The sequence below is a fragment of the Erythrobacter sp. W36 genome, assembly GCF_057364935.1.
On the sequence record NZ_CP200281.1, the window covers coordinates 3,130,087 to 3,151,653 of the forward strand.

A 21,567-nucleotide genomic window follows, 5' to 3' on the forward strand; every position below is an offset into this window, starting at 1 on the left:
ATGAAACTCACTAAAACAATTGCAATCTCTCTTATGGCCTCGGTCGCAGTCGCTGGTTGCAGCGAAAGCGGAGGCGGCGCTGGCGGTGCCCGCGATTCGATCCGCGCGGTTGGCTCATCGACGGTCTATCCGTTCGCTAAGCAAGTGGCTGAAAGCTTCGCTCGCTCGAACCCTGATTACAAATCACCATTGATCGAATCCACCGGCTCTGGCGGCGGCATCAAACTGTTCTGCACCGGCGAAGGCGCCAGCACACCAGACATGGTCAACGCATCGCGCCGTATGAAGGTCAGCGAGTTTGAGACCTGCGTATCGAACGGCGTTGCTGACGTTATCGAATTGCAAGTTGGCCTCGACGGGATTGCTTTTGCCGCTGCGCAAGACGGTATCTCGCTGAACCTCACGCCTAAGATTGTCTACGAAGCGCTGGCGAAAAGCCCATATGGCGGCGAACAGACCGCCAAGACCTGGGCCGATGTTGATCCATCGCTGCCAGCGGAACCGATCCTGGTTTACGGCCCGCCATCAACCTCCGGCACGCGCGACGCGCTGAAGGAATTGGTGCTTGAGGCTGGCTGTGACAGCAATCCAGAAATGGAAGCGCTGAAGGCAGAAGACAAAGACAAGCATCAGCAAGTGTGCACCGAAGTGCGCAGCGACGGCGCCTATGTTGACCAGAGCGAGCAGGACAATCTGATCGTTCAAAAGATCGAAAATGATCCGGGCGCGGTTGGCGTGTTCGGCTTCTCTTACCTCGAAGAGAACGCCGACAAGGTCAAAGGCCTGCCGATGAACAATGTCGATCCAACCTACGACAACATCGCCAGCTTCGCCTATCCCGGTGCGCGTCCGCTCTATGTTTACGTGAAGAAGAACCACATGAACGCGATCCCAGGCCTCGACCTGTACCTCGCCGAGTGGGTGAAGAACTGGAAAGCTGACGGCCCGCTTGCCAAGATCGGCCTGGTCGCATCACCAGCTGACGTGATGGCAGCAAACGAAGCGCGGGTAACCGACCTTCTGACACTGACCAAGGCTGAACTGGAAGCGCCAGCAGGCGAGTAATCAGCGACACAATATGCACTTGGGGCGCGGTCTAGCATGACGCCGGACCGTGCCCTTTGCTTTTGGGGGTTACGAAAGGCCGCCGATTATCAGCGCGCGCTTCACAGCATGCGGTCCCGCAAATGCTCTGGCGGCAGCCAGCAGGTCTCGCGCTTGCCAAAGATTTTATAGCGATTGCGCGCGATCAGACGGTAGACCGGGTCGCGCAGCGCGCGCGGGAATATGCGCAGCGCTGCTGCGGCCTTCCATGGCCAGCCCAGCCCTTCGTAGATAGCGATCACCGCATCGCTGTCGCGCCGAGCTTTGTCCTCTTCGACCACGATGATTGTGTCGGGATCGCTTGGATCAATGCCGAAACGCCGAAACAGATCGGCGCCGACATCGCTTTGCATCGAGGCGAGGCGGAAATGAGCCGCGCGGTCGAACCTCAGGACGAAGCGCGCATTGGCTGAGCACAGCACGCATTCAGCATCGAACAGGATGATCGCGTGGCCCCGCTCGCCCAGCTGCGTGGTTTCATCGGGCATGGTCAGCCGCCTTAGAGCGGGTTGCCGTCCTGATCGCGGTAAATCTCACGCCGGCCGACATGGTTTGCCGGGCCGACCAGGCCTTCGCTCTCCATCCGCTCGATCCATTTCGCCGCCGTGTTGTAGCCGACGCCCATTTGCCGTTGCAGCCACGAACCGCTGGCCTTTTGCGCTTCAAACACCGCTTGGCAGGCCTGGCGATATTTGCGCTCGGCCGGATCATCGCTGGCTGTCATCTCGTCTTCAAAGGCAAATCCGCCGCCGTCTTCCGGCTCTTCGGTGACCGCATCGACATAGTCAGGCTTGCCCTGAGCGCGCCAGAAATCGGCTACCGCCTCGACCTCTTCGTCCGACACAAACGGACCATGGACCCGGATCATCGCGCCAGTGTTCGGCTTGTACAGCATGTCGCCTTTGCCCAGCAGTTGCTCTGCGCCTTGCTCGCCCAGAATGGTGCGGCTGTCGATCCGGCTGGTGACCTTAAAGCTGATGCGGGTCGGCAAGTTGGCTTTGATCACGCCGGTGATGACGTCGACCGATGGGCGCTGCGTGGCCATGATCAGATGGATACCGGCGGCGCGCGATTTCTGGCTGAGGCGCTGGATCAGAACTTCGATCTCTTTGCCCACGGTGACCATCAAGTCAGCGAGCTCGTCGACGATAATCACGATCAGCGGCAATGGCTCATAATCGAGCTGTTCTTCTTCATACAGCTCTTCGCCGGTTTCTGGATCAAACCCGGTCTGTACGCGGCGGCCAAGCGGCGTCCCCTTGGCGGCAGCCGCGCTGACCTTTTCGTTGAAATTGCCAATATTGCGCGAGTTGACCGAGGACATCATGCGATAACGCCGCTCCATCTCCTCAACCGCCCATTTAAGCGCGCGCACGCTCTTATGCGGCTCTGTCACCACGGGGGATAGCAAGTGCGGGATGTCGTCGTAACTCGCCAGCTCCAGCACCTTAGGATCGATCAGGATCATGCGGCATTCCGCTGGCGTGAAGCGGTAAAGCAGCGAGAGCAGGATACAGTTGAGGCCAACCGATTTACCCGAGCCGGTGGTGCCTGCGACCAGCAGGTGCGGCATGGCGGCAAGGTCGGCGATGATCGGCTCACCGGCGATATCCTTACCCAGGATCATCGGCAAAGCGCCCTTGCTTTCAGCAAAATCGGCGCAGGCGGCGAGCTCTTTCAGCATCACCATTTGGCGGTCTGCATTGGGCAGCTCAATGCCCATTACGGTCTTACCCGGGATCGGCGAAACGCGGGCCGAAATGGCCGACATGTTGCGCGCGATATCTTCGGCCAGGCCAACAACGCGGCTGGCCTTGATACCCGGTGCAGGTTCCAGCTCGTACATGGTGACGACGGGGCCAGTGCGAACGGCAGTGATTTCGCCCTTCACGTTGAAATCGTCGAGCACGTTTTCGAGCAGGCGCGCATTGCGCTCCAGCGCCAGCTTATCGAGCTTGGGCGCAAAGTCTTCTGGCGGCGGAGTGAGCAGATCGAGGCTGGGCAGATCGTAAGTCGCGAACATGTCGCGCTGTTTCGTCTTGGCCATGGCCGCGCGCTTCGGCGGAGCGGAGGGATCGGTGATTTCTGGTGCGCGGCGCGGGGATGGTTCAATGATCGGTTCGGCCTTGTCCTTACCCTTGGCTTTGGCCTTTTTGGGCTCGCCAGAAAGCTTGGGCAGCGACAGGTCCGGCCCATCGGGTAAGGCTCCAAAGCCGGGCACGCGCGCGAGCAATTTGCCCCGCACAAAGTCTGGCAGGGTCAGCAGCGCCCGCCAATCAATCGCGAAGATACGCGTGAGCAGCGCAACACCGGCGGCGAGCGAGGCGAGCGCCAGGCCGAGGATGACCCAGCCTTCCGCGCCCTCGCCAAATCTTGCCGCGACGGCCTCGATTGCGGAGGCTCCGAGCAGGCCTGAAACACCGCCCAATTGCGCCGGCAAAGTGCCGCCTGTCCCGTCAAAGGCTAGCGAGAGCACGGTTGAGAGCAGGACCATTGCGATCAGCAGTAGCCCGGTCGGCAGCCACCAGCGCGTGGTCTCTTCTTCATCGCCGTTTTCAACATCGAGCCACAATTTGCGCGCCGAGATATAGAGCAGCGGCAAGAGCAGGATTGCGGTGAGGCCAAATGCGAACAGCACCCGGTCGGCCGCCCATGCGCCCCATACGCCCATCCAATTGCTAACTTCATTGGCAGCGGCGGCGGTGGATGGGCTGGGGTCGGTTTGCGTGTAGCTGGCGAGCGAGAGCGAGAGAAAGCCGAGCGTCCCGATCAGCGCGGCCGCGCCAGTCATCTGCGCAAAGCGGCGCATCGACCGGCGGAAAGCGGCCCGCCAGTCTGGATTGGCTTTTCTGGTATTGATGGCCCGTGTCGCCATATTCTCGCGTCCTTTGAATTGGTCGCCCAAGAATCGCAGAGCGAGGACTCGGGGTCAAGCCAAGAGCGATAGTGCGGTGAAACTGTTGGAGGGCGCCGACGGCGGGGGCCAGTGGCTATTGCTTCAAGATAGCCCGTCGATCGCGGCCCAGCGGGCCGGACGATTGCGGCATGTAAGCCGCTTTGCCCGCTGCGCGTTCATTCCGCCGAGTGCAATGACAGGCGCGTGGCAATACTGGCTAAGGCGTTGAAAACGAGCGGTTCCAAGCACTTTGCCGCTGCGGCATGAGAGCGGGTTGGGAACACTGGCGAAAGCAGCACCGCGTCCGCGCCAAAGCGGTTCGCAAGGCCAATCTCATGGAGGTCATGCGCGGTGGCGAGATGCAGTATGTCTGAGCGGCGCGGGGTCAGTGATCGGGGCGGGCCGTAAATGCCATCCGCGCCCCATTCCCGCGCAGTTAAAGCGCTATCGGCCAATATGATCACATGCTCGCGCGCTTTTGCGACGTTGCGGAGCGCGCAAAAACGCTCCCACCGCGCCGGATCATCCAAGTGATAATGGCGATAGATAAACCCGCTGCCGCGCGGCAATGCGCTGAGCGCCTGCTCCAGCCCGGCATCATTGCGGGCATCAGAAATGAGCCACAAATTGGGCAAGCTGAGCAGCGATGGTCTGGTGTGACGCCATGGCTCCGCTATAGCGCGGGCAAAGGACAAGACGATATGGAAATAGCTCAAACACCGCTTGGCGAAGTGCAGGCCAAAATTGCCAAGATGTGCAAGATCGCTCGGCGCGAGACCGAGGATGTGACCCTGATCGCGGTCAGCAAAACCCATCCAGCAGAGCGGATTGTGCCGCTGCTTGAAGAGGGGCAGCGCGTGTTTGGCGAAAACCGTGTGCAAGAGGCGCAGGACAAATGGCCCGCCCTGCGTGACCAATATCCTGATGTGGAACTGCATCTGATCGGCCAATTGCAATCGAACAAGGCGGAGGATGCGGTGGAGCTGTTCGACTGTATTCACGGCCTCGACCGGGCAAGCCTGCTGAAGGCTTTGGCCAAGGCGATGAACAAGACGGGCAGGAAAGTACCGTGCTTTATCCAAGTCAATATTGGCGCTGAAGAGCAAAAGGGCGGCTGCGCTATTGCTGATGTGCCGGATCTGCTCGCCAAGGCGCGCGACGCGGGTATTCCGGTCGCGGGCCTGATGTGCTTGCCGCCAGCGGACATTGAGCCCGCGCCGTTCTTTGCGCTGCTGCATAAGCTTGCGCAGGACAATGATCTCGCAGGACTCTCGATGGGGATGAGCGGCGATTATGAGACAGCCGTGCAATTGGGCGCGACCCATGTGCGCGTTGGCACGGCCCTGTTTGGCGCGCGCGGGGGCTAAAGCGCCATGAGTGCCGCAGCGCCCGACGAACTGTCTGAGCTAATCGCCTTTGGTGCCGACTGGCTGGAGCCGCTTGGCGCGCAGGCGGATGTCCGCTTTGAATATGCATCGCTAGAGGAATGCTTCGATGCGCCGAGCGTGATTGCCGACAGGTTGGTCGCTCAATTTGGCTTCAAGGAAATCGGCTTCAACTGGGAAATGCTCGATGCGAGCGAGGATGCCAGCGGTGCAAGAGCCGCGACCACAGTGATGTCAGATGCATTTGAACGCGAGATGGTTCAGCGGCAAACTTGGCTGGGCGCAGAGCGAGCAGGGACTTGCGCAAACGCGTTCATCAACGCCTTTCAACCAGCGCAGCGCACGGTTCTGAGCAATCGGTTTGACGGACTATGGAACCCGATTTCTGATGCGACCTTTGAATGGGCTTTCGTGGGCTTTGATTGCCGCAAAATCGCTCTGCTATTGGTGATGGCGCGCGGTTAGTTTGGTGGCTGAGGCGCCTAGCTCAAGCCAACCTCAAACCTTCTCCAACTGGCGCTGTTTCTCATCACTTGCCGCCTCTAGCAGAGCGTTGCGAATTTCATCCAGACGCTCTTTCGCTGTCACCTTCGCGCCGGTCAAATCAGTGACGTAGAAAGTATCCACCACCCGCTCACCATAGGCGGTGATATGGGCTGATTGGACGATCAGGTTCGACTGATAGAGCGCATGGGCCAGGCGGTTGAGCAAAGCTGGGCGATCGCGCGCGGTCACCTCGATCAGGGTAAAGCGGCCAGAGGCCTCGTTGTCGAAATTGACGCGCGGGGCGACGGAAAACGCCTTTGACTGACGGTGCGGCAGCGGGCGAGCGGCGAGTTTTGGCACCAACGACGTTTTGCCGGTCAGCGCATCGGTGATCGCTGTCTTCAACCGGGCAATTTGCGTGTCTTCGCTGAAGGGCTGGCCATGCTGGTCCTGGACCAGGAAGTTATCGACTGCATAGCCGCTTTTCGCGGTGTGGATGCGGGCATCGATGATGTTCGCCCCGGCCAGATGGATGCCGCCAGCGATGCGGTAAAACAGGCCTGCGTCATCGGCCGCGATAACGCTGACGAGGGTCGCGCCGCGTTTCTCATAGACCTCGCAATGGATTGAGAGGTGATCTTCGATTTTGCGGGCCACGTCATATTGCACCAGGTTGAGCGCGATGATGTCTTCGGGCTCAGCAATCCAATAGGCATCGCCCAGCAGATCGCCGACTTCTGCGACCAGAGCCGAATTATCGCCGAGCAATTCACTCGCCGCTGCTTTCTTGGCCGCGACGCGTTCCTTGCGGCCGTGGCGCATATGGCCCAGCCGCAGCCGCTCTTGCGCGCCATCGAACAATTCACCGAGCAGCTGACCCTTCCAACTGTTCCAAGTGCCGGGGCCAACGGCGCGAATGTCGACCGCGGTCAGGATTGCGAGATTGCGCAGACGCTCCAGGCTTTGCACCTCGGCCACGAAGGTCTCGATGGTCTGCGGGTCGGTGAGGTCGCGCTTCTGCGCGGTGGAGCTCATCAGCAGATGTTGCAGCACTAGCCACGCGACCAGCTCGGTCTCTTCCTCGTCCAAGCCAAAGCGCGGGCACAGCTCTTCGGCGACTTCCGCGCCGAGCACCGAGTGATCGCCGCCACGCCCCTTGGCGATGTCATGCAGCAGCACCGCAACATAGAGTGCGCGGCGCGATTTGAGCTTGTGGATGATCCGGGTTGCGCGTGGATGGTCATCCTTAAGCTCGCCCTTCTCGATTTTGTTGAGCAGGCCAATCGCGCGGATCGTGTGTTCATCGACGGTGTAATGGTGATACATGTCGAACTGCATCTGAGCGTTCACGCGGCCAAAATCGGGCACGAAGCGGCCAAAAACACCTGCCTCATTCATCCAGCGCAGTGCAGTCTCAGGATCATTGCGCCCGCCGAGCAGCGACAGGAACAGAGCATTGGCGCGCTTGTCCCGGCGCACCGCGCGGTTGATCAGGCGGCTGTCACGGTCGGCCTGACGCATGGTTTCGGGATGAACCTCAAGACCCTCAGCCTCCGCCAATTGGAACAGCTCAATCAGGCGCACCGGATCATCGCGGAACCATTTGTCGGTCGGGGCCTTAATCTTGCCGCCAAAAACGGTGTAGCCCTTGAGCGTGCGAGACTTTTGACCCCAACCGGCAAAGAAGCCGCTGGAGGCGCGCTTTTTCGCGAATTTCTGGTCGAGGTGAGCGAGGAAGACACCGGTCAGGCTGCCCACGCGTTTTGCCTGCAGGAAATAGAACTGCATGAAGCGTTCAACCGCGCTCTTGCCCGGCCGATCAGCGAAATTCATCCGCTCAGCCACTTGGCGCTGCAAATCAAAGGTCAGCCGGTCCTCGGCCCGGTCGGTGAGATCGTGCATGTGGCACCGCACCGCCAGCAGATACCCTTCTGCGCGGCGGAAACTGCGGTATTCTTGGCTGGTCAGCAGGCCGACATCGACCAGATCGGCGGCGTTGCGGGCGCGGTGGATATATTTGCCGATCCAATAGAGCGTTTGCAGATCGCGCAGGCCGCCTTTGCCCTCTTTAATGTTCGGTTCCACGACATAGCGGCTGTTGCCCATCCGCTTGTGCCGCTCATTGCGCTCGTCGAGCTTTTGCGTGAGGAATTGCCGCTCGCTGCCGCTGACAACCTCGCTCCAGAAACGGGCGCTCAGCTCATCATAAAGCTGCTGATCACCCCAGATGAAACGCCCTTCGAGCAGAGCGGTGCGGATCGTCAAATCCTCTTTCGCCATGCTCATCGTGTCGGAAATAGTGCGGCTGGAATGACCGACCTTCAGGCCGAGATCCCACATCAGATAGAGAATCGCCTCGATCACCTGCTCGCACCAGGGCGCGCGTTTCATGGGCGTGATAAAGGCGATGTCGACATCGGAATGCGGCGCCATTTCTGCGCGACCATAACCGCCAACCGCCAGGATTGAGAGGCGCTCTGCGGTCGTGCGATTGGCTATCGGGTAGACATGGACCGTCACGTAATCGTGGATCACGCGCACCAATTGATCGATCAGGAACGAATGGCCGTGAACGCATTCATATCCGGCAGCGGGTTTTTGCTTCAGCCGCTCAGCCAGTTCAGCGCGCCCAGCGTCCAAGGCGCTGTGCAGCGCCTCGACAATTTGCGGGCGCGCATCGGCTCCGTGCTCCTCAGCAAGAGCAGTGACCTGCTCCGCGAGAAGACGGCGATCGACGATCGCGCGCTGCCGAGGCACGCGCGGCGTCTTGGCAGGGCCGGGCACGGCCGTCATGTTTTATGCAGCGTGCCCGGCGCCCTCATGCTTGTTCCATTTGCGCGGTGAATTGCTCGCGCAGGCTCTTCTTGTCGATCTTCTGCGTGCCGAGGCGCGGCAGCACTTCGGTGGAGACGAAGATATGGTCCTCCAGTGGCACCTTGAACGGCGCAATCCGGCTGAGCAGGAACTCACGCAGCTGCGCCTGATTCATCGCCGCTGCGCCGTCCTTTACACGGAAGATCGCCGCTGGCACTTCGCCCATGCGCTCATCCGGCAGGCCGAAGACAGAGCATTCTGCGATATCGGCATGCGCATAGATCGCATCTTCCACTTCGATGCAGGTGATGTTTTCACCGCCGCGAATGATGATGTCTTTCTTGCGATCAACGATAAAGAGATAGCCGTCTTCATCGAGATAGCCGAGATCGCCAGTGCGGAAGAATTGATCGTCGGTAAAGGCGGCGGCGGTTGCCTCGTCATTGTTCCAATAGCCGCGGAAATTCGCGACCGAACGGATGCACACTTCGCCGATATCGCCTTGAGGCAGCTCAGCGCCGTCATCATTGAGGATGCGCAGATCAACCAATGGCTGGCTGGCTTTTCCGGTTGAGCCGGGCTTTGCCATATAGTTCTCGTTAAAATTGCCGCAGCCCACCGCATTGGTTTCGGTGAGGCCATAGCCGAGCAGCGGGAAGCCCTCTGGGAAGGCTTCCTTGATCTTATTGACGTGCTCAACCGGGCGCGGTGCGCCGCCAGCGGCAAAGCTCTTACACGCGGTAAGATCATAGCTGCTGCGGTTGGGATGGGTCGCAATTTCATAGCTCATCAGCGGCACGCCGACGAAATAGGTGACCTTTTCAGCCTCCATCAGGCGCAGCGCTTCCTCCGCGTCCCATTTCGGCATCAGCACCAGCTTGCGGCCAATCGCATAGGATTGGAGGAACAGCGGAACCTCGCCCGTGACGTGGAACAGCGGCACAGCGATCAGCGCGCATGGCTGATCCGTCAGTTCCTGGCCCTGGCTTTCCAGCAGCAGTTTCGCCATTGCGCTTTGCGCGACATAGTTCATCGTGCCGCTGACAACGCCGAGGTGATCGGACCAGGCGCCTTTCGACTGACCGGTCGACCCAGAGGTGTAGAGAATGGTCGCGAGATCATCTGCGCCCAGCTGGCCGAGCATCGCCATGGCGGTTTGCCCTTCGGCCCAAGTAGCCTTGAGGCCCTCTGATGGCGCGCAGTCATGCTCCATCATGATCAGCTTTGCGCTGTGATCTGTGCCTTCCAGACGTTTCGCCCGGCCTGCATCAACCACCACCGCTTTGCATTCAGCGAGGCGAATGCCGTAGGCAAGCTCATCACCCGACCAGAAACCATTGAGCAAAGTCGCGCAGCCGCCAGCCATGACAATGCCCATATAGGCGATCATCCAATTGGCCGAGTTGCGTGCAGCGATTCCGATCCGGTCGCCTTTCTGCACATCATGCTGGGTCGCCAGGCCGTGCGCGACATGGGTCGCCGCATGCCAGCATTCGCCAAAGGTCAGGCGCAGATCGCCGTCGACCAGAAACTCGACGTCTTTGTGCTCGTTGCAGAAATGCGCGAAATAATGCGCCAAAGTTGGCGGCGCGCCGAGGAAGGCGGGCATTTCTACTCCGCCGCGCTCAACCTGTTTGGTGACAAATGGCTGACCCTCTTTGGTCAGCTCGCCAATGATGGCCTCTAGTGCAGTGTCCAACTGTGTGGGCATGCGAATCTCTCTCCTTAATTTTTTATTCTTTTTAGGTGAGCGCCAGCGTGCGGCAAGCGCAAACCGACGTGCGTTTTTCTCTCACTTGTAATGCTCACTGATAGCAGAGGGTTCCCCCGGACCACCCGCTGTGCCAAAAGCCGCGCATCAAGGGCGCGTCATCTGCGCTTTGACGTCTCATTTGCGTGAATAAGAGGTTCGCTTCGTGCTGTCACTACTCGCCGCCAGCGGCGCCGCCGACCCAATCTATTGGGCAGAGCTTGGATTTACGCCGGGCATTGATCTGGGCTTCTTCACCTTGCGATATTATTCGCTGGCCTATCTGCTGGGCGTGATCTTTGCCTATTGGCAAGTGTCCAAAATGCTCAAGCAGCCCGGCGCGCCGATGGCTCAGCGGCATGCCGATGACCTGTTCTTCTATTGCACGCTGGGTGTGATCTTGGGCGGACGATTGGGCTATGCGATGTTCTATCAGCCTGAACTGTTTACTGATTTCAGCGGCGAAGGGTTTGTCAGCTGGAAGCTGCTGAGGCTGTGGGATGGCGGGATGAGCTTCCACGGCGGCCTTCTTGGTGTGATGTTGGCGATGGGCTGGGTGTCTTGGGCAGGCAAGCTCGATTTTATCCGGGTGACAGATTACGTCGCCACAACAGTGCCGATGGGCATGTTCCTGGGGCGGCTGGCGAATTTCAACAATGGCGAGCTGTGGGGCCGCCCGACGGATGTGGCCTGGGGCATGGTCTTTCCCGGCGGGGGCGACGTCGCTCGCCACCCCAGCCAGCTCTATCAGGCGGGGCTCGAAGGTCTGCTGCTGCTGATTATCCTGCTGCTGCTGTTCTGGAAAACCGGCGCGCGCTATCGCCGCGGCTTGCTGGTCGGTGTCTTCCTGCTCGGCATCGGTGCTGCGCGTTTCATCAATGAATTCTTCCGCGAGCCTGACAAGGATTGGGCATTCAGGGTCAGCGAAACCGGCCTTAGCCAAGGGCAGTGGCTCACGATCCCTGTGATTCTGGTTGGCTTGGCGGTCACCCTGATGGCGGTCATGAAGAAGCCTGTCGGCACCGGCGGGAGCGCGTCGGCCTCCGCATGAGTGAGCGCGCCAATGGCGAGCTGACGGCCATGTTTCGCCGGTTGATCCGCGAGACCGGCCCGATCAGCCTGCTGCAATTCATGGGTGAGAGCAACGCGCGCTATTACACCAGCCGCGATCCGCTTGGCAGTGGCGGCGATTTCATCACCGCGCCTGAGATTAGCCAGATGTTCGGCGAGCTTGCCGGCCTGTGGCTGGCGGATTTGTGGTCGCAAATGGGCTCGCCAGAGCGGGTTCTTTATGTCGAGCTTGGCCCAGGGCGCGGAACTTTGGCCGCTGATGCGCTGCGCACGGTGGCGCGCTTTGGGCTTAAGCCCCAGGTGCATTTTGTCGAAGGATCTGAAAGCTTGCGCGCAGTTCAGCGCGGGGCTGTGCCGGGTGTCACGCATCATGATGATGTCAGCAGCCTGCCCGATGACGCGCCGATCCTGCTGGTGGCGAACGAGTTTTTCGATGCGCTGCCGATCCGCCAATTGCTGCGCACGCCGGGTGGCTGGCGCGAGCGGATGGTCGGGCTGGAAGGCGACGAGCTCGTCTTCGTCGCCGGAGACAAGCCGATGGACGCCGCCGTGCCGGAGCAATGGCGCGGCGCGGATGAAGGCACTTTGATCGAAACCTGCCCTGCCGCCGCGAGCGTTATGGCTGAGATTGCCGAGCGGCTGGCGGGCCAAGGCGGCGCGGCGCTGGTGGTGGATTATGGCACGGCTCGGCTCAGCGCCGGGTCAACCCTGCAAGCGATCCGGTCGCATCAAAAGGTCGATGCCTTTGCCGCGCCGGGTGAGGCAGACCTGACCGCGCATGTCGATTTTGGCCAGCTGAGCGAGACGGCAGCGCAGCACGGCGCGCATGTCATGGGACTGGCGACGCAGGGGAGGTGGCTGAGCGCACTTGGGATCGACGCGCGGCTGGAGGCCTTGCAGCGGCAGTCGCCGGAAAATGCAGCGAAGCTTCAGCGGCAGCGGGATCGGCTCGTGGAGGCCGAGCAAATGGGCGAGTTGTTTAAAGTGATGGGACTATCGGGTGGCGGCTGGCCAAAACAGGGCGCGGGTTTCGTGTCTTAGGGCTGAACTAAAGCCCAATCTCCTCGGCCAATTGCTTCGCCGCTTCTTTCGGGCTTAGCTTGTCCTCTTGCCGGTCGACCGCGAAATTCGCCTCTCGCATCGCGTCCACACTGATCGCGCCGATCAGCGGCTCCAGAACAGCGATCAAGGCCGCATCATTTGCCCGGCGCGGGGAAATCATCAGCATCGCATCATAGCTGGGCAGAGCCTCGCGCGGGTCCTCCAGCACCACCAAGCGGTCGGCTGCAATGCGCCCGTCGGAGGTGTAGGCGCTGATTACGTCCGCCTCGCCCGAGGTCAGCGCATTATACATGAAGGTGGGCGAGAAATTGCGTGTCTCGCCAAAGCGCATACCGTAAGCATCGCGCACCGCGATCCATTCCGGGCGCTCGAAGAATTCAGGATCGCCGCCAACGGTCAGCTGCGGCGCAACGCGGACCAAATCCTCCAGCGAGGTGAGGCCCAATTCTGCCGCGCGGTCTTCGCGCATGGCAAAGGCATAGGCGTTTTCAAACCCTAGCCGCCCAAGCACGAGAACGCCGTTCTCCTCAGCCTCCCAGTCCTTGATGGTCTGATACATCGCCTCGCGTCCGGGGTTGTCGGTGCGCTTTAGATTGTTGGTCCAGATCGTGCCGGTGTAATCGACCGAGATATCGATGGCTGAGCTGGCGACCGCATTGTGGACTACAGCGGAGCCCATGCCGTCGCGATATTCCACGGCATAGCCCGCCGCCTCCAGCCGCGATCCGATCAATTGCGCGAGGATATATTGCTCGGAAAATTGCTTCGAGGCGATGATGATCGTGTCTTCTTCCTCCCCGCCAAACTGCACGCTGAGCGCGGCGATGATCCCGGCGGCAACCGCGATCAGCCCGCTGCCCCACATGACCTTTGATCGGCGGGCGAGGCCGCGTTCAATCAGGCCCAGCAAATTGTCCGCGATCAAGGCGAGCGCCGCGCTGGCTAAACAGCCTAGCCAGCACCAGCGCCCAGTTTTGCGTTTGCAGCCCGGCAAAGATCGGATCGCCAAGGCTGGGCTGGCCAATCGTGGTGGAGAGCGTGGCCGCGCCGATGGTCCACACGCTGGCGGTTCGAATACCTGCCATGATGAAGGGCGCGGAGAGCGGCGCCTCAACCAGGCGCAATTTCTGCCAGCTGGTCATGCCGACGCCATCGGCCGCCTCCAGCACGCCGGGGTCGAGATTGGCCTGCGCGGTCACCGCATTGCGCAGGATCGGCAGCAGCGCATAGAGCGCAAGCGCGAGCAGCGCGGGCAAGAAGCCGAGCGTGGGCAGGCCCTCGCCGAAGATGGCGCGCAGGCTCAGCAGAATCGGGAAGAACAGCGCGAGCAGGGCCAGCGCCGGGATCGTCTGGACGAGGCTCGCAAAGCCCAGCGCGACCCGCGCAACATTGCGTGAGCGGCTGGCCCAGACCGCAAGCGGCAGGGCGACCGCGATGCCAAGGCCAATCGCGCTGGCCGCGAGCACGATATGCGCGGTCAGCTTGTCGCCAAGCCCGAAGAGTAGGTCGAGAAATTCGCTCACTTTGGCCCGCTCGCCTCCATCGCCGCGAGCCTTTCCGCTTGCTGACGCGGCACAGCGACCAGGCCTTGAGCAATGTCTCCGCCTTTGCCAGCGAGCAGGGCATGGGGCGTTTCATCGGCGACGATCGCGCCCGCCTCCATCACCAGCACTCGGTCCGCCAACAGCAGAGCCTCGGCCATATCGTGGGTGACCATGATGGTGGTGAGGCCGAGGCGCTTATGCAGCTCTCTGACGGTTTCCCCCAAGGCATCGCGGGTGATCGGATCGAGCGCTCCAAATGGCTCATCCATCAGCAGCAGCTCCGGCTCAATTGCGAGCGCGCGGGCGACGCCGACCCGCTGGCGCTGACCGCCCGATAGCTCATCCGGCATTCTGCCCGCCATTTCGCCTTCCAGCTCGACCAGCTCCAGCAGCTCGGTGATGCGTTCCGCGCTCAAAGTCTCGCCCGCCAGGCGGGGGCCTATCGCGATATTCTCTCCTACGCGCAAATGCGGGAATAGGCCGATCCCTTGAAAGACATAGCCGATCCGGCGGCGCAGAGCGGCTGGCGGCTGCGCGGCGACATTATCGCCTGCGAACAGCACTTTGCCAGCGCTTGGCACCTCCAACGTGTTGACCATCTTGAGGAGCGTCGATTTGCCGGACCCGGAGGCCCCGACCAAAGCGACGAAGCTGCCTTTGGCGATCTCAAGATCGACCGAGCCGACCGCGATCACATCGCCATATCGGCGGCTGGCGCCTTCAAATTTCAGCAAGGCCTGTGAGGTGATGGCTTAGCCCTCGCCCTCGGTGGATGCCGCGTCGCCATCCTCGGCAGCTGCTGTTGGCGCGATGTAGGTTACGCGTTTCAGCTCAATCGTTCGGCCTGTGCCATCGGTGCTGCGCATATTGCCTTCATCATCGACCGCGCTGGTTGACCAGCATTCGCCGCGCACCTGCTCGCCCGCAGGGATCAGGCATAGCCGCGCATCTTCGCGCCGTTCCCAGCTGCCTTGCTGCACCGGATCGCCATTGCGAAAATCGCGGTAGGTGCCATCGGCATCAAAGAATGTGGTGTAGACCGCGCCGTCCGTTCCGATTGCGACCCAGCCCGTTTCCGCCATTGGCGCATCGTTGGATGCGGCGGTCGGCGCGGAGCTATCGCTCGGCGTTTCGGATGCAGTGTCTGCGCCGTCGGAGCCGCCCTCTTCCTCTGGGGCGCAGGCGGCAAGCGCTAAAGACAGGCCGCCAAGGAAAAGGCTGAGTGTGCGTGTTCGTAAAAGCATGGCGAGAAGCCTACTGGGTTAGGCGCTCTCGCGGAACCCTTATGGTGATGATCAGGCCGCTTTTCTGCCAATCCTGGGTCATGGTGCCGCCCAATTGATGATTGATGGCCATGCTGATCAAGCGCGAGCCAAAGCCTGTTTCCTGCGGCTCGGCGGTTTCTGGCCCGCCGCTTTCGCGCCATGTGATCACAACCTCATCGCCGGCTTCAGCGATATCAATCGCAACCCGGCCTGCAGGAGCGCTGAGCGCGCCATATTTGGCCGCATTGGTTGCGAGCTCGTGGAATATCAGCGCCAGCGGGATCGCCGCGCCTCCGCCGAAATTCACGTTATCGCCAGTAATGCTGACCACGTCGGAGCTGTCTGCGCCATATGGGGCCATCAGCACCCTCAGCAGATCGGCCAATGTTTCGCCGCGGCTGCCGCTGACCGGCATGGCGAATTCCTGAGCCCGGGCGAGTGCACGAAGATTGGTGTTGAGCTCTTCGGCAAATTTCTGATTGGCGTCATCCCCGCGTGATCGCAGCGAGATCAGCCCGGTGATGACCGAGAAGATGTTCTTGATCCGGTGCGCGAGCTCGCCCGCTAGCAATTCGCGCTCCTGCGACATGCGATAGCGATCGTCGATGTCGGTCAGCGTGCCAAACCAACGCGCGGTGGCCGGATCATCGGTCGAGGGAACCGCGCGCGAGATGACATAGCGATAGGAGCCATCGGCCTGGCGCAGGCGCCATTCATCGGCAAATTCGCTGGCGGTTGAGATGGCTTCTTCGAACTTCACTGAAGAGGCCTCGAAGTCATCAGGATGGATGAATGCGCGCCAATCATCCACGCTGCTGGGCGGCGCGCCGCCGGTCACTTCGGTGAAGCGCGCGTTGAAATTGTCGAACACCGGGCCGGGGGCCGCCGACCAGGCGATATCGGGCACGCCGTCGAGGATGAATTGCACCCGCTCGGCGCTTTCTTTCAGTTCAAATACGGCGAGATGCGCTTGCCTATGCGCTTCCAAACGGCGCTTTACCGCCTCGGCCAGCACGATCAGGCCTTCGCGTTGCAAGTCCGACAAGCCCTGGGTCCGCGCCGTTGTATCCGTCACGCAAAGGGCGCCCATCGGCGCACCCTCTGAAGAGATGAGCGGCGCACCGACATAATAGCGCAGGTGCGAGGCCTCACGCACCAAAGCGTAGTCCTGGAACCGCGCGTCAGTGGCGGCATCGAGCACTTCCAACAGATCATCGCCGAGCATGGTTTGCGCGCAAAAGCTGGTCGAGCGCGGAGTCTCGGAAATGTCCAGCCCTTCGCTGGCGATAAAGCGCTGCCGCACTTCCTCGACCAGGCTGACCGAGGCGGACGGCGCATCGCACAATTTCGCGGCAAATTTGACCAAGCGTGCCAGTTCTGGATCGCCGCTCACACCATCAAGATCAAAGCTCGCCAGCACGCGCAGGCGGCTGCGCTCGTCGCAAAACTCCTTTGCGGGAGACTGGTCAGATGGCCAGGGGGTGCATCCAAAAGTGTCAGGGAATTGGTCCTTTCAGACCCCACATACAGTAAACGCGTCTGAGCTCAAATTGAGGATGAGCACCGAGGGAAATGCGCTTAGAAAGTTTGCGCTTAGCCTGCGCAATGATATGGCAGGGGGAACATATTATTTCACGCAAGGTAATGAAAAATGCGCGCTACCCCAGACTTTGACTTTCAACTCGGCGAAGCGGCTGAGATGATCCGCGACAGCGTTGGCCGGTTTGCCGATGAGCAGATCATGCCGCTGGCCGAAAAGGCCGACCGCGAAGACTGGTTCCCGCGCGAATTGTGGAAGCCGATGGGCGAGCTTGGCCTGCACGGGCTGACCGTGGACGAGGCCGATGGCGGCCTAGGCCTGGGCTATCTGGAGCATGTGATCGCGGTTGAGGAGGTTAGCCGGGCATCGGCCAGCGTTGGCCTGTCTTACGGCGCGCATTCCAATCTTTGCATCAATCAAATCCGCCGCTGGGGCAATGAAGAGCAAAAGGCCAAGTACCTGCCCGGCCTTATCAGCGGCGAGCATGTCGGATCGCTGGCGATGAGCGAAGCGAGCGCTGGCTCTGATGTCGTCTCCATGAAGCTGAAAGCCGAAGCTGTTCAGGGCGGATATGTGCTCAACGGCACCAAGTTCTGGATCACCAATGCGCCAGAGGCGGATACTTTGGTGGTCTATGCCAAGACCGACGGCAATGCGGGCTCGCGCGGGATCACGGCATTCCTGATCGAGAAGGATGACGAAGGCTTCTCTATCGGCCAGAAAATCGACAAGGTCGGCATGCGCGGATCGCCCACGTCAGAGCTGGTGTTTGACGATTGCCACATTCCGGAGGACCGCGTGATGGGGCCGGTAAACGGCGGCGTTGGCGTGCTGATGAGCGGGCTCGATTATGAGCGCGTTGTGCTCGCCGGGCTGCAACTCGGCATTATGCAGGCCTGCCTTGATTGCGTCATACCCTATCTTCGGGAGCGCAAGCAGTTCGGCAAGCCCATCGGCAGCTTCCAATTGATGCAGGCCAAGGTCGCCGACATGTATGTCGCGCTGCAATCGGCGCGCGCTTACACCTATGCGGTGGCGAAAGCCTGTGACGGCGATCAGACCACCCGGTTTGATGCCGCGGGCGTGATCCTGCTCGCGAGCGAAAACGCTTTCCGCGTCGCTGCTGAAAGTGTGCAGGCGCTGGGCGGCGCGGGCTACACCAAGGATTGGCCGGTAGAGCGCTATATGCGCGATGCGAAGCTGCTCGACATCGGTGCGGGCACGAATGAAATTCGCCGGATGCTGATCGGGCGGGAGCTGATTGGAGCGGCGGGATAATGCCCGTCTACATGATCTCCCGCATGACCATCCATGACCGCGCCGAATACGACAAATACGAAGCGCAGTTCATGGACATCTTTGAGAAATTCGACGGCAAAATGCTGAGCGTTGATGAAGAGCCGCAAGTTGTCGGCGGGGAATGGAACGCGACCCGCAGCGTGCTGATCGAGTTTCCGGATAAGCCGAAGCTGTTCGAATGGCTCCTCTCGCCTGAGTACAAGGCGATCGGCAAATATCGCGATGCGGGCAGCACGGCGGAATCGATCATCGTGAAGGGTACGGAGGACTCCGCTTGATCGGAACGTCAATCTGGCTGCTGATGTCTGCCGCCGTCATGGTGATCACCGCGATTTTGCACTCGACCGGCGGGGCGAGCTCTGTGCTTGGGCCGATGTTAGAGGGCGGCAATCCTCACCCCGATATGGAAATCGCGCCGACCTTGCTGCGCTATCTGTGGCATTCGCTATCCGCCTTTATGGTTTTGAGCGCCGCCGCCGTGGCATGGCCAGACACACCGCGCGGACTGGTCATACTGATCGGATTGTTCTGGATCGCTCTGGGTCTAGCGGATATTGCGACCTCTCATTTTAAACATCCCGGCTGGATACCCATGGGGCTCGCCGGAATTCTCGCGCTGATCGGAGCCTACAGATGACCGCCCCCGTGTTGACCTCGAAACTCGACATTGAAAGCCCAGAGGTAAAGGCGCGCGCTGCGCATAACAAAGCGCTCGCCGCCGACCTGCGTTCGACGGTGGCAACAGCTGCCCTTGGCGGTTCGGAGCGCAGCCGCGAGCGGCATGTTTCGCGCGGCAAGCTGCTGCCGCGCGAGCGGGTGGAGCGCCTGCTCGATCCCGGCTCGCCGTTTCTTGAGATCGGCCAGCTCGCGGCCAATGGCCTCTATGACACTGATATTCCCGGTGCGGGCATGATCGCAGGGATTGGCCGCGTATCGGGCCGCCAAGTGATGATCGTGTGCAATGATGCGACGGTCAAAGGCGGCACGTACTATCCGATGACGGTGAAGAAGCACCTCCGCGCGCAAGAGATTGCGATGGAGAACCGTCTGCCGTGCATCTATCTGGTCGATAGCGGCGGGGCCAACCTGCCGCATCAGGCCGAGGTCTTCCCCGACCGCGATCACTTTGGCCGGATATTCTTCAACCAAGCCAACATGAGCGCAGCGGGCATTCCGCAAATCGCCTGCGTCATGGGCAGCTGCACCGCAGGCGGCGCCTATGTGCCGGCGATGTCAGACGAGACAGTGATTGTCCGCGAGCAAGGCACGATCTTCCTCGCCGGGCCGCCGCTGGTGAAGGCGGCGACGGGCGAGGAAATCACCGCAGAGGATCTGGGCGGCGGCGATCTGCACGCGAAGAAATCGGGCGTGGTTGATCACTTGGCCGAGAATGATGAGCACGCGCTGACGATTGTGCGCGATATCATCTCGCACCTTGGCGAAAACACCGGAGCCGCAAGTGATATTGCGAGCAAAGACCCGCGCCCGCCGAAGTTTGATGCGGACGAGTTGTACTCTGTCGTGCCCGATGATGTGCGCGCGCCCTATGATGTGAAAGAGATCATTGCGCGCCTGGTCGACGGCAGCGAATTTCATGAATTCAAAGCGCATTATGGCAGCACTCTAGTGTGCGGATTTGCGCATATCTGGGGCATGCCGGTCGCGATTCTGGCGAACAATGGCGTGCTGTTTTCAGAAAGCGCGCAAAAGGGCGCGCATTTCATTGAACTCGCGCAGCAGCGCCGCATTCCGCTGCTGTTCCTGCAAAACATCTCCGGCTTTATGGTCGGCGGGAAATACGAGGCAGAGGGCATCGCGAAGCATGGCGCGAAGCTGGTGACGGCGGTTGCGACCGCGACCGTGCCCAAGATCACCGTGGTGATCGGTGGGTCTTTCGGCGCGGGCAATTACGGCATGTGCGGGCGGGCGTACTCTCCGCGTTTCCTGTTCACTTGGCCCAATGCGCGGATCAGTGTGATGGGCGGAGAGCAAGCCGCATCCGTGCTCGCCACGGTTCACCGCGATGCTGACAAATGGTCAGAGGATGAAGCCGAGGCCTTCAAGGCCCCGATCCGGCAGAAGTATGAAGACGAGGGCAATCCCTACTACGCGACCGCGCGGTTGTGGGATGATGGAGTGATCGACCCCGCGCAGACCCGCGACGTGCTGGGCCTGGCCTTCGCCGCGACGCTCGAAGCGCCGATCCCAGAGCGCCCAAGCTTTGGCGTGTTTAGGATGTAGAGGAGGTCGGTTTGCTCGATATTGTACATGTCCCTGCGCTGGTGGCTGTTTTGTTGAACAAGGAACGTGAGAAAGGCGCTTCCCTCACTGAGCAGGAGGTGATTGAGATACGAGATACATCCGAGGCAATTGCAATGACTCGAGAGCAGCATCTCGAAGTGATTGAGGGACGGGGCTACTTGGACATTGATCCTGAAAATGCATGGGAAGCATGGCAAGAAGCCCGCAAGGATTTCGAAGACTTGTCCTAAATCGAGTGTCACCCTGAACTTGGTTCAGGGTCCATCCCCAATTCCCAACTTTGCTGATTGATTGAAGATGGATGCTGAAACGAGTTCAGCATGACGAGTAGATAGACGAAGCTTGACTGAAACCCTCATCCCCACCCTTGCGTAACTGCCTACAATAAGGGCACAACGCCCTCACCCACTTGCTGGGGGAGAGAGAATTGACCGAAACCATACCGAGCAAAGAGCTGCGCAAGCCGACGATCCTCTCGCGCATCGTGCGCCGCATCATCTTGGCGATCTACAAATTTCAGGGCTGGAAAATCGACACTCGCCTGCCCAAGGACATCAAAAAGTATGTTTTGGCTGGCGCGCCGCATTCCTCCAATTGGGACTTTGTGTTCTTTGTCGGCGCAACTGCCGTCGAAGGGGTGAAGCCAAATTTCATGGGCAAACACACCCTGTTTAAAGGGATCCTTCGCAATTTCATGCTCGATATGGGCGGTGTTCCGGTGGACAAGACGAGGAGCAACAGCGCGGTTGAACAGGTGGCGGACGAGTTTGCCGCACGCGATCACTTGGCACTCGTCATGGCGGCAGAGGGAACGCGCAAATCCGATGGCAAATGGAGGTCTGGCTTCTACCATATCGCGCAGGCTGCCAAGGTGCCGATCGTGCTCGCCTGGGTGAGCTGGGAAGACCGAGTCATGGGCTTTAGCGAGCCGATGATCCCCAGCGGCAATTACGGCGAAGATCTGGCAAAAATTGCCGCGTGGCTGCGTTCCAAACGGCCCGATTATCCGCGCTACAAAGTTCTGGAGGCCCAGGCCCGCGCGATCATTGAGGGCAAGACCGAAGGCTGAAAGCGGGCGGGCGAAGCTGC

General features: G+C 60.5%; 19 protein-coding genes and 1 pseudogene. 11 read left to right on the forward strand and 9 right to left on the reverse strand.

The annotated features are described in order from the left end of the window. Positions 1-1,065: a substrate-binding domain-containing protein gene (locus tag AC0V6U_RS15400; protein WP_472644005.1), complete on the forward strand. Its 1,065-nt coding sequence runs from the start codon at positions 1-3 to the stop codon at positions 1,063-1,065. A gap of 101 nt (positions 1,066-1,166) precedes the next feature. On the opposite strand, the gene AC0V6U_RS15405 is transcribed toward AC0V6U_RS15400, so the two are convergent. From AC0V6U_RS15405 to AC0V6U_RS15415, 3 genes are all read right to left on the reverse strand, one after another. Further along, entirely contained in the window at positions 1,167-1,592 is a 426-nt protein-coding gene (locus AC0V6U_RS15405; protein ID WP_472644006.1) for a thiol-disulfide oxidoreductase DCC family protein, read from the reverse strand. Positions 1,593-1,603: 11 nt separating this feature from the next. After that, positions 1,604-3,979, reverse strand: coding sequence for an FtsK/SpoIIIE family DNA translocase (locus AC0V6U_RS15410; RefSeq protein ID WP_472644007.1), 2,376 nt, complete (start codon positions 3,977-3,979; stop codon positions 1,604-1,606). 197 nt (positions 3,980-4,176) lie between these two features. Next, positions 4,177-4,626: a thiamine phosphate synthase gene (locus tag AC0V6U_RS15415; protein WP_486169517.1), complete on the reverse strand. Its 450-nt coding sequence runs from the start codon at positions 4,624-4,626 to the stop codon at positions 4,177-4,179. A gap of 75 nt (positions 4,627-4,701) precedes the next feature. On the opposite strand from AC0V6U_RS15415, the gene AC0V6U_RS15420 reads away from it, so the two are divergent. Beyond that, positions 4,702-5,367 carry a YggS family pyridoxal phosphate-dependent enzyme gene (locus tag AC0V6U_RS15420; protein ID WP_472644009.1) on the forward strand — a complete coding sequence of 222 codons (666 nt, stop codon included), beginning with the start codon at positions 4,702-4,704 and terminating at the stop codon, positions 5,365-5,367. Between the two features lie 6 nt (positions 5,368-5,373). After that, positions 5,374-5,850 (forward strand): hypothetical protein, encoded by a 477-nt coding sequence (locus AC0V6U_RS15425; protein WP_472644010.1) that lies wholly within the window; start codon positions 5,374-5,376, stop codon positions 5,848-5,850. 33 nt (positions 5,851-5,883) lie between these two features. On the opposite strand, the gene AC0V6U_RS15430 is transcribed toward AC0V6U_RS15425, so the two are convergent. Together AC0V6U_RS15430 and AC0V6U_RS15435 are read right to left on the reverse strand one after the other, a co-directional pair. After that, positions 5,884-8,664 (reverse strand): [protein-PII] uridylyltransferase, encoded by a 2,781-nt coding sequence (locus AC0V6U_RS15430; protein ID WP_472644011.1) that lies wholly within the window; start codon positions 8,662-8,664, stop codon positions 5,884-5,886. Positions 8,665-8,689: 25 nt separating this feature from the next. After that, positions 8,690-10,396, reverse strand: coding sequence for a class I adenylate-forming enzyme family protein (locus AC0V6U_RS15435; protein ID WP_472644012.1), 1,707 nt, complete (start codon positions 10,394-10,396; stop codon positions 8,690-8,692). A gap of 205 nt (positions 10,397-10,601) precedes the next feature. Here AC0V6U_RS15435 and lgt point away from each other — a divergent pair, with 205 nt between their 5' ends. Next, positions 10,602-11,486: a prolipoprotein diacylglyceryl transferase gene (lgt, locus tag AC0V6U_RS15440; protein WP_472644013.1), complete on the forward strand. Its 885-nt coding sequence runs from the start codon at positions 10,602-10,604 to the stop codon at positions 11,484-11,486. Next, on the forward strand, positions 11,483-12,547 hold the full coding sequence (locus tag AC0V6U_RS15445; protein ID WP_472644014.1) for a class I SAM-dependent methyltransferase: 1,065 nt from the start codon (positions 11,483-11,485) through the stop codon (positions 12,545-12,547). The genes lgt and AC0V6U_RS15445 overlap by 4 nt, the downstream gene beginning before the upstream one ends. Positions 12,548-12,554: 7 nt before the next feature. Here AC0V6U_RS15445 and AC0V6U_RS15450 read toward each other — a convergent pair. The 4 genes and pseudogenes from AC0V6U_RS15450 to AC0V6U_RS15465 form a co-directional block, all read right to left on the reverse strand. Continuing rightward, positions 12,555-14,091, reverse strand: a pseudogene (locus AC0V6U_RS15450) (glycine betaine ABC transporter substrate-binding protein). After that, the gene (locus AC0V6U_RS15455; protein ID WP_472644015.1) at positions 14,088-14,846 is read right to left on the reverse strand and encodes an ATP-binding cassette domain-containing protein; all 759 of its coding nucleotides are present in this window, start codon (positions 14,844-14,846) and stop codon (positions 14,088-14,090) included. The pseudogene AC0V6U_RS15450 and the gene AC0V6U_RS15455 overlap by 4 nt, the downstream one beginning before the upstream one ends. An 18-nt stretch (positions 14,847-14,864) precedes the next feature. Beyond that, on the reverse strand, positions 14,865-15,356 hold the full coding sequence (locus tag AC0V6U_RS15460; RefSeq protein WP_472644016.1) for a hypothetical protein: 492 nt from the start codon (positions 15,354-15,356) through the stop codon (positions 14,865-14,867). A gap of 10 nt (positions 15,357-15,366) precedes the next feature. Then, a complete protein-coding gene (locus AC0V6U_RS15465; protein WP_472644017.1) occupies positions 15,367-16,797 on the reverse strand; it encodes a sensor histidine kinase in 1,431 nt (476 codons plus the stop codon). A 231-nt stretch (positions 16,798-17,028) separates the two neighbouring features. Between AC0V6U_RS15465 and AC0V6U_RS15470 the strand changes: the two genes are divergently transcribed. From AC0V6U_RS15470 to AC0V6U_RS15495, 6 genes are all read left to right on the forward strand, one after another. Next, positions 17,029-18,195: an isovaleryl-CoA dehydrogenase gene (locus AC0V6U_RS15470; RefSeq protein WP_472644018.1), complete on the forward strand. Its 1,167-nt coding sequence runs from the start codon at positions 17,029-17,031 to the stop codon at positions 18,193-18,195. Next, positions 18,195-18,494 (forward strand): DUF1330 domain-containing protein, encoded by a 300-nt coding sequence (locus tag AC0V6U_RS15475; RefSeq protein ID WP_472644020.1) that lies wholly within the window; start codon positions 18,195-18,197, stop codon positions 18,492-18,494. Before AC0V6U_RS15470 ends, AC0V6U_RS15475 begins: the two co-directional genes overlap by 1 nt. After that, the gene (locus tag AC0V6U_RS15480) at positions 18,491-18,853 is read left to right on the forward strand and encodes a hypothetical protein (protein ID WP_472644021.1); all 363 of its coding nucleotides are present in this window, start codon (positions 18,491-18,493) and stop codon (positions 18,851-18,853) included. Before AC0V6U_RS15475 ends, AC0V6U_RS15480 begins: the two co-directional genes overlap by 4 nt. Continuing rightward, positions 18,850-20,457: a carboxyl transferase domain-containing protein gene (locus AC0V6U_RS15485; protein ID WP_472644022.1), complete on the forward strand. Its 1,608-nt coding sequence runs from the start codon at positions 18,850-18,852 to the stop codon at positions 20,455-20,457. The genes AC0V6U_RS15480 and AC0V6U_RS15485 overlap by 4 nt, the downstream gene beginning before the upstream one ends. An 11-nt stretch (positions 20,458-20,468) precedes the next feature. Next, entirely contained in the window at positions 20,469-20,708 is a 240-nt protein-coding gene (locus tag AC0V6U_RS15490; RefSeq protein ID WP_472644023.1) for a hypothetical protein, read from the forward strand. 197 nt (positions 20,709-20,905) lie between these two features. Next, entirely contained in the window at positions 20,906-21,547 is a 642-nt protein-coding gene (locus AC0V6U_RS15495; protein WP_472644024.1) for a 1-acyl-sn-glycerol-3-phosphate acyltransferase, read from the forward strand. Positions 21,548-21,567: the final 20 nt, after the last annotated feature.

Bases quoted from the DNA above. Each gene is read 5' to 3' on its own strand.
- AC0V6U_RS15400 (WP_472644005.1), top strand. From the start codon at position 1: ATGAAACTCACTAAAACAATTGCAATCTCTCTTATGGCCTCGGTCGCA.
- AC0V6U_RS15405 (WP_472644006.1), bottom strand. From the start codon at position 1,592: ATGCCCGATGAAACCACGCAGCTGGGCGAGCGGGGCCACGCGATCATC.
- AC0V6U_RS15410 (WP_472644007.1), bottom strand. From the start codon at position 3,979: ATGGCGACACGGGCCATCAATACCAGAAAAGCCAATCCAGACTGGCGG.
- AC0V6U_RS15420 (WP_472644009.1), top strand. From the start codon at position 4,702: ATGGAAATAGCTCAAACACCGCTTGGCGAAGTGCAGGCCAAAATTGCC.
- AC0V6U_RS15425 (WP_472644010.1), top strand. From the start codon at position 5,374: ATGAGTGCCGCAGCGCCCGACGAACTGTCTGAGCTAATCGCCTTTGGT.
- AC0V6U_RS15430 (WP_472644011.1), bottom strand. From the start codon at position 8,664: ATGACGGCCGTGCCCGGCCCTGCCAAGACGCCGCGCGTGCCTCGGCAG.
- AC0V6U_RS15435 (WP_472644012.1), bottom strand. From the start codon at position 10,396: ATGCCCACACAGTTGGACACTGCACTAGAGGCCATCATTGGCGAGCTG.
- AC0V6U_RS15445 (WP_472644014.1), top strand. From the start codon at position 11,483: ATGAGTGAGCGCGCCAATGGCGAGCTGACGGCCATGTTTCGCCGGTTG.
- AC0V6U_RS15460 (WP_472644016.1), bottom strand. From the start codon at position 15,356: ATGCTTTTACGAACACGCACACTCAGCCTTTTCCTTGGCGGCCTGTCT.
- AC0V6U_RS15470 (WP_472644018.1), top strand. From the start codon at position 17,029: ATGCGCGCTACCCCAGACTTTGACTTTCAACTCGGCGAAGCGGCTGAG.
- AC0V6U_RS15475 (WP_472644020.1), top strand. From the start codon at position 18,195: ATGCCCGTCTACATGATCTCCCGCATGACCATCCATGACCGCGCCGAA.
- AC0V6U_RS15485 (WP_472644022.1), top strand. From the start codon at position 18,850: ATGACCGCCCCCGTGTTGACCTCGAAACTCGACATTGAAAGCCCAGAG.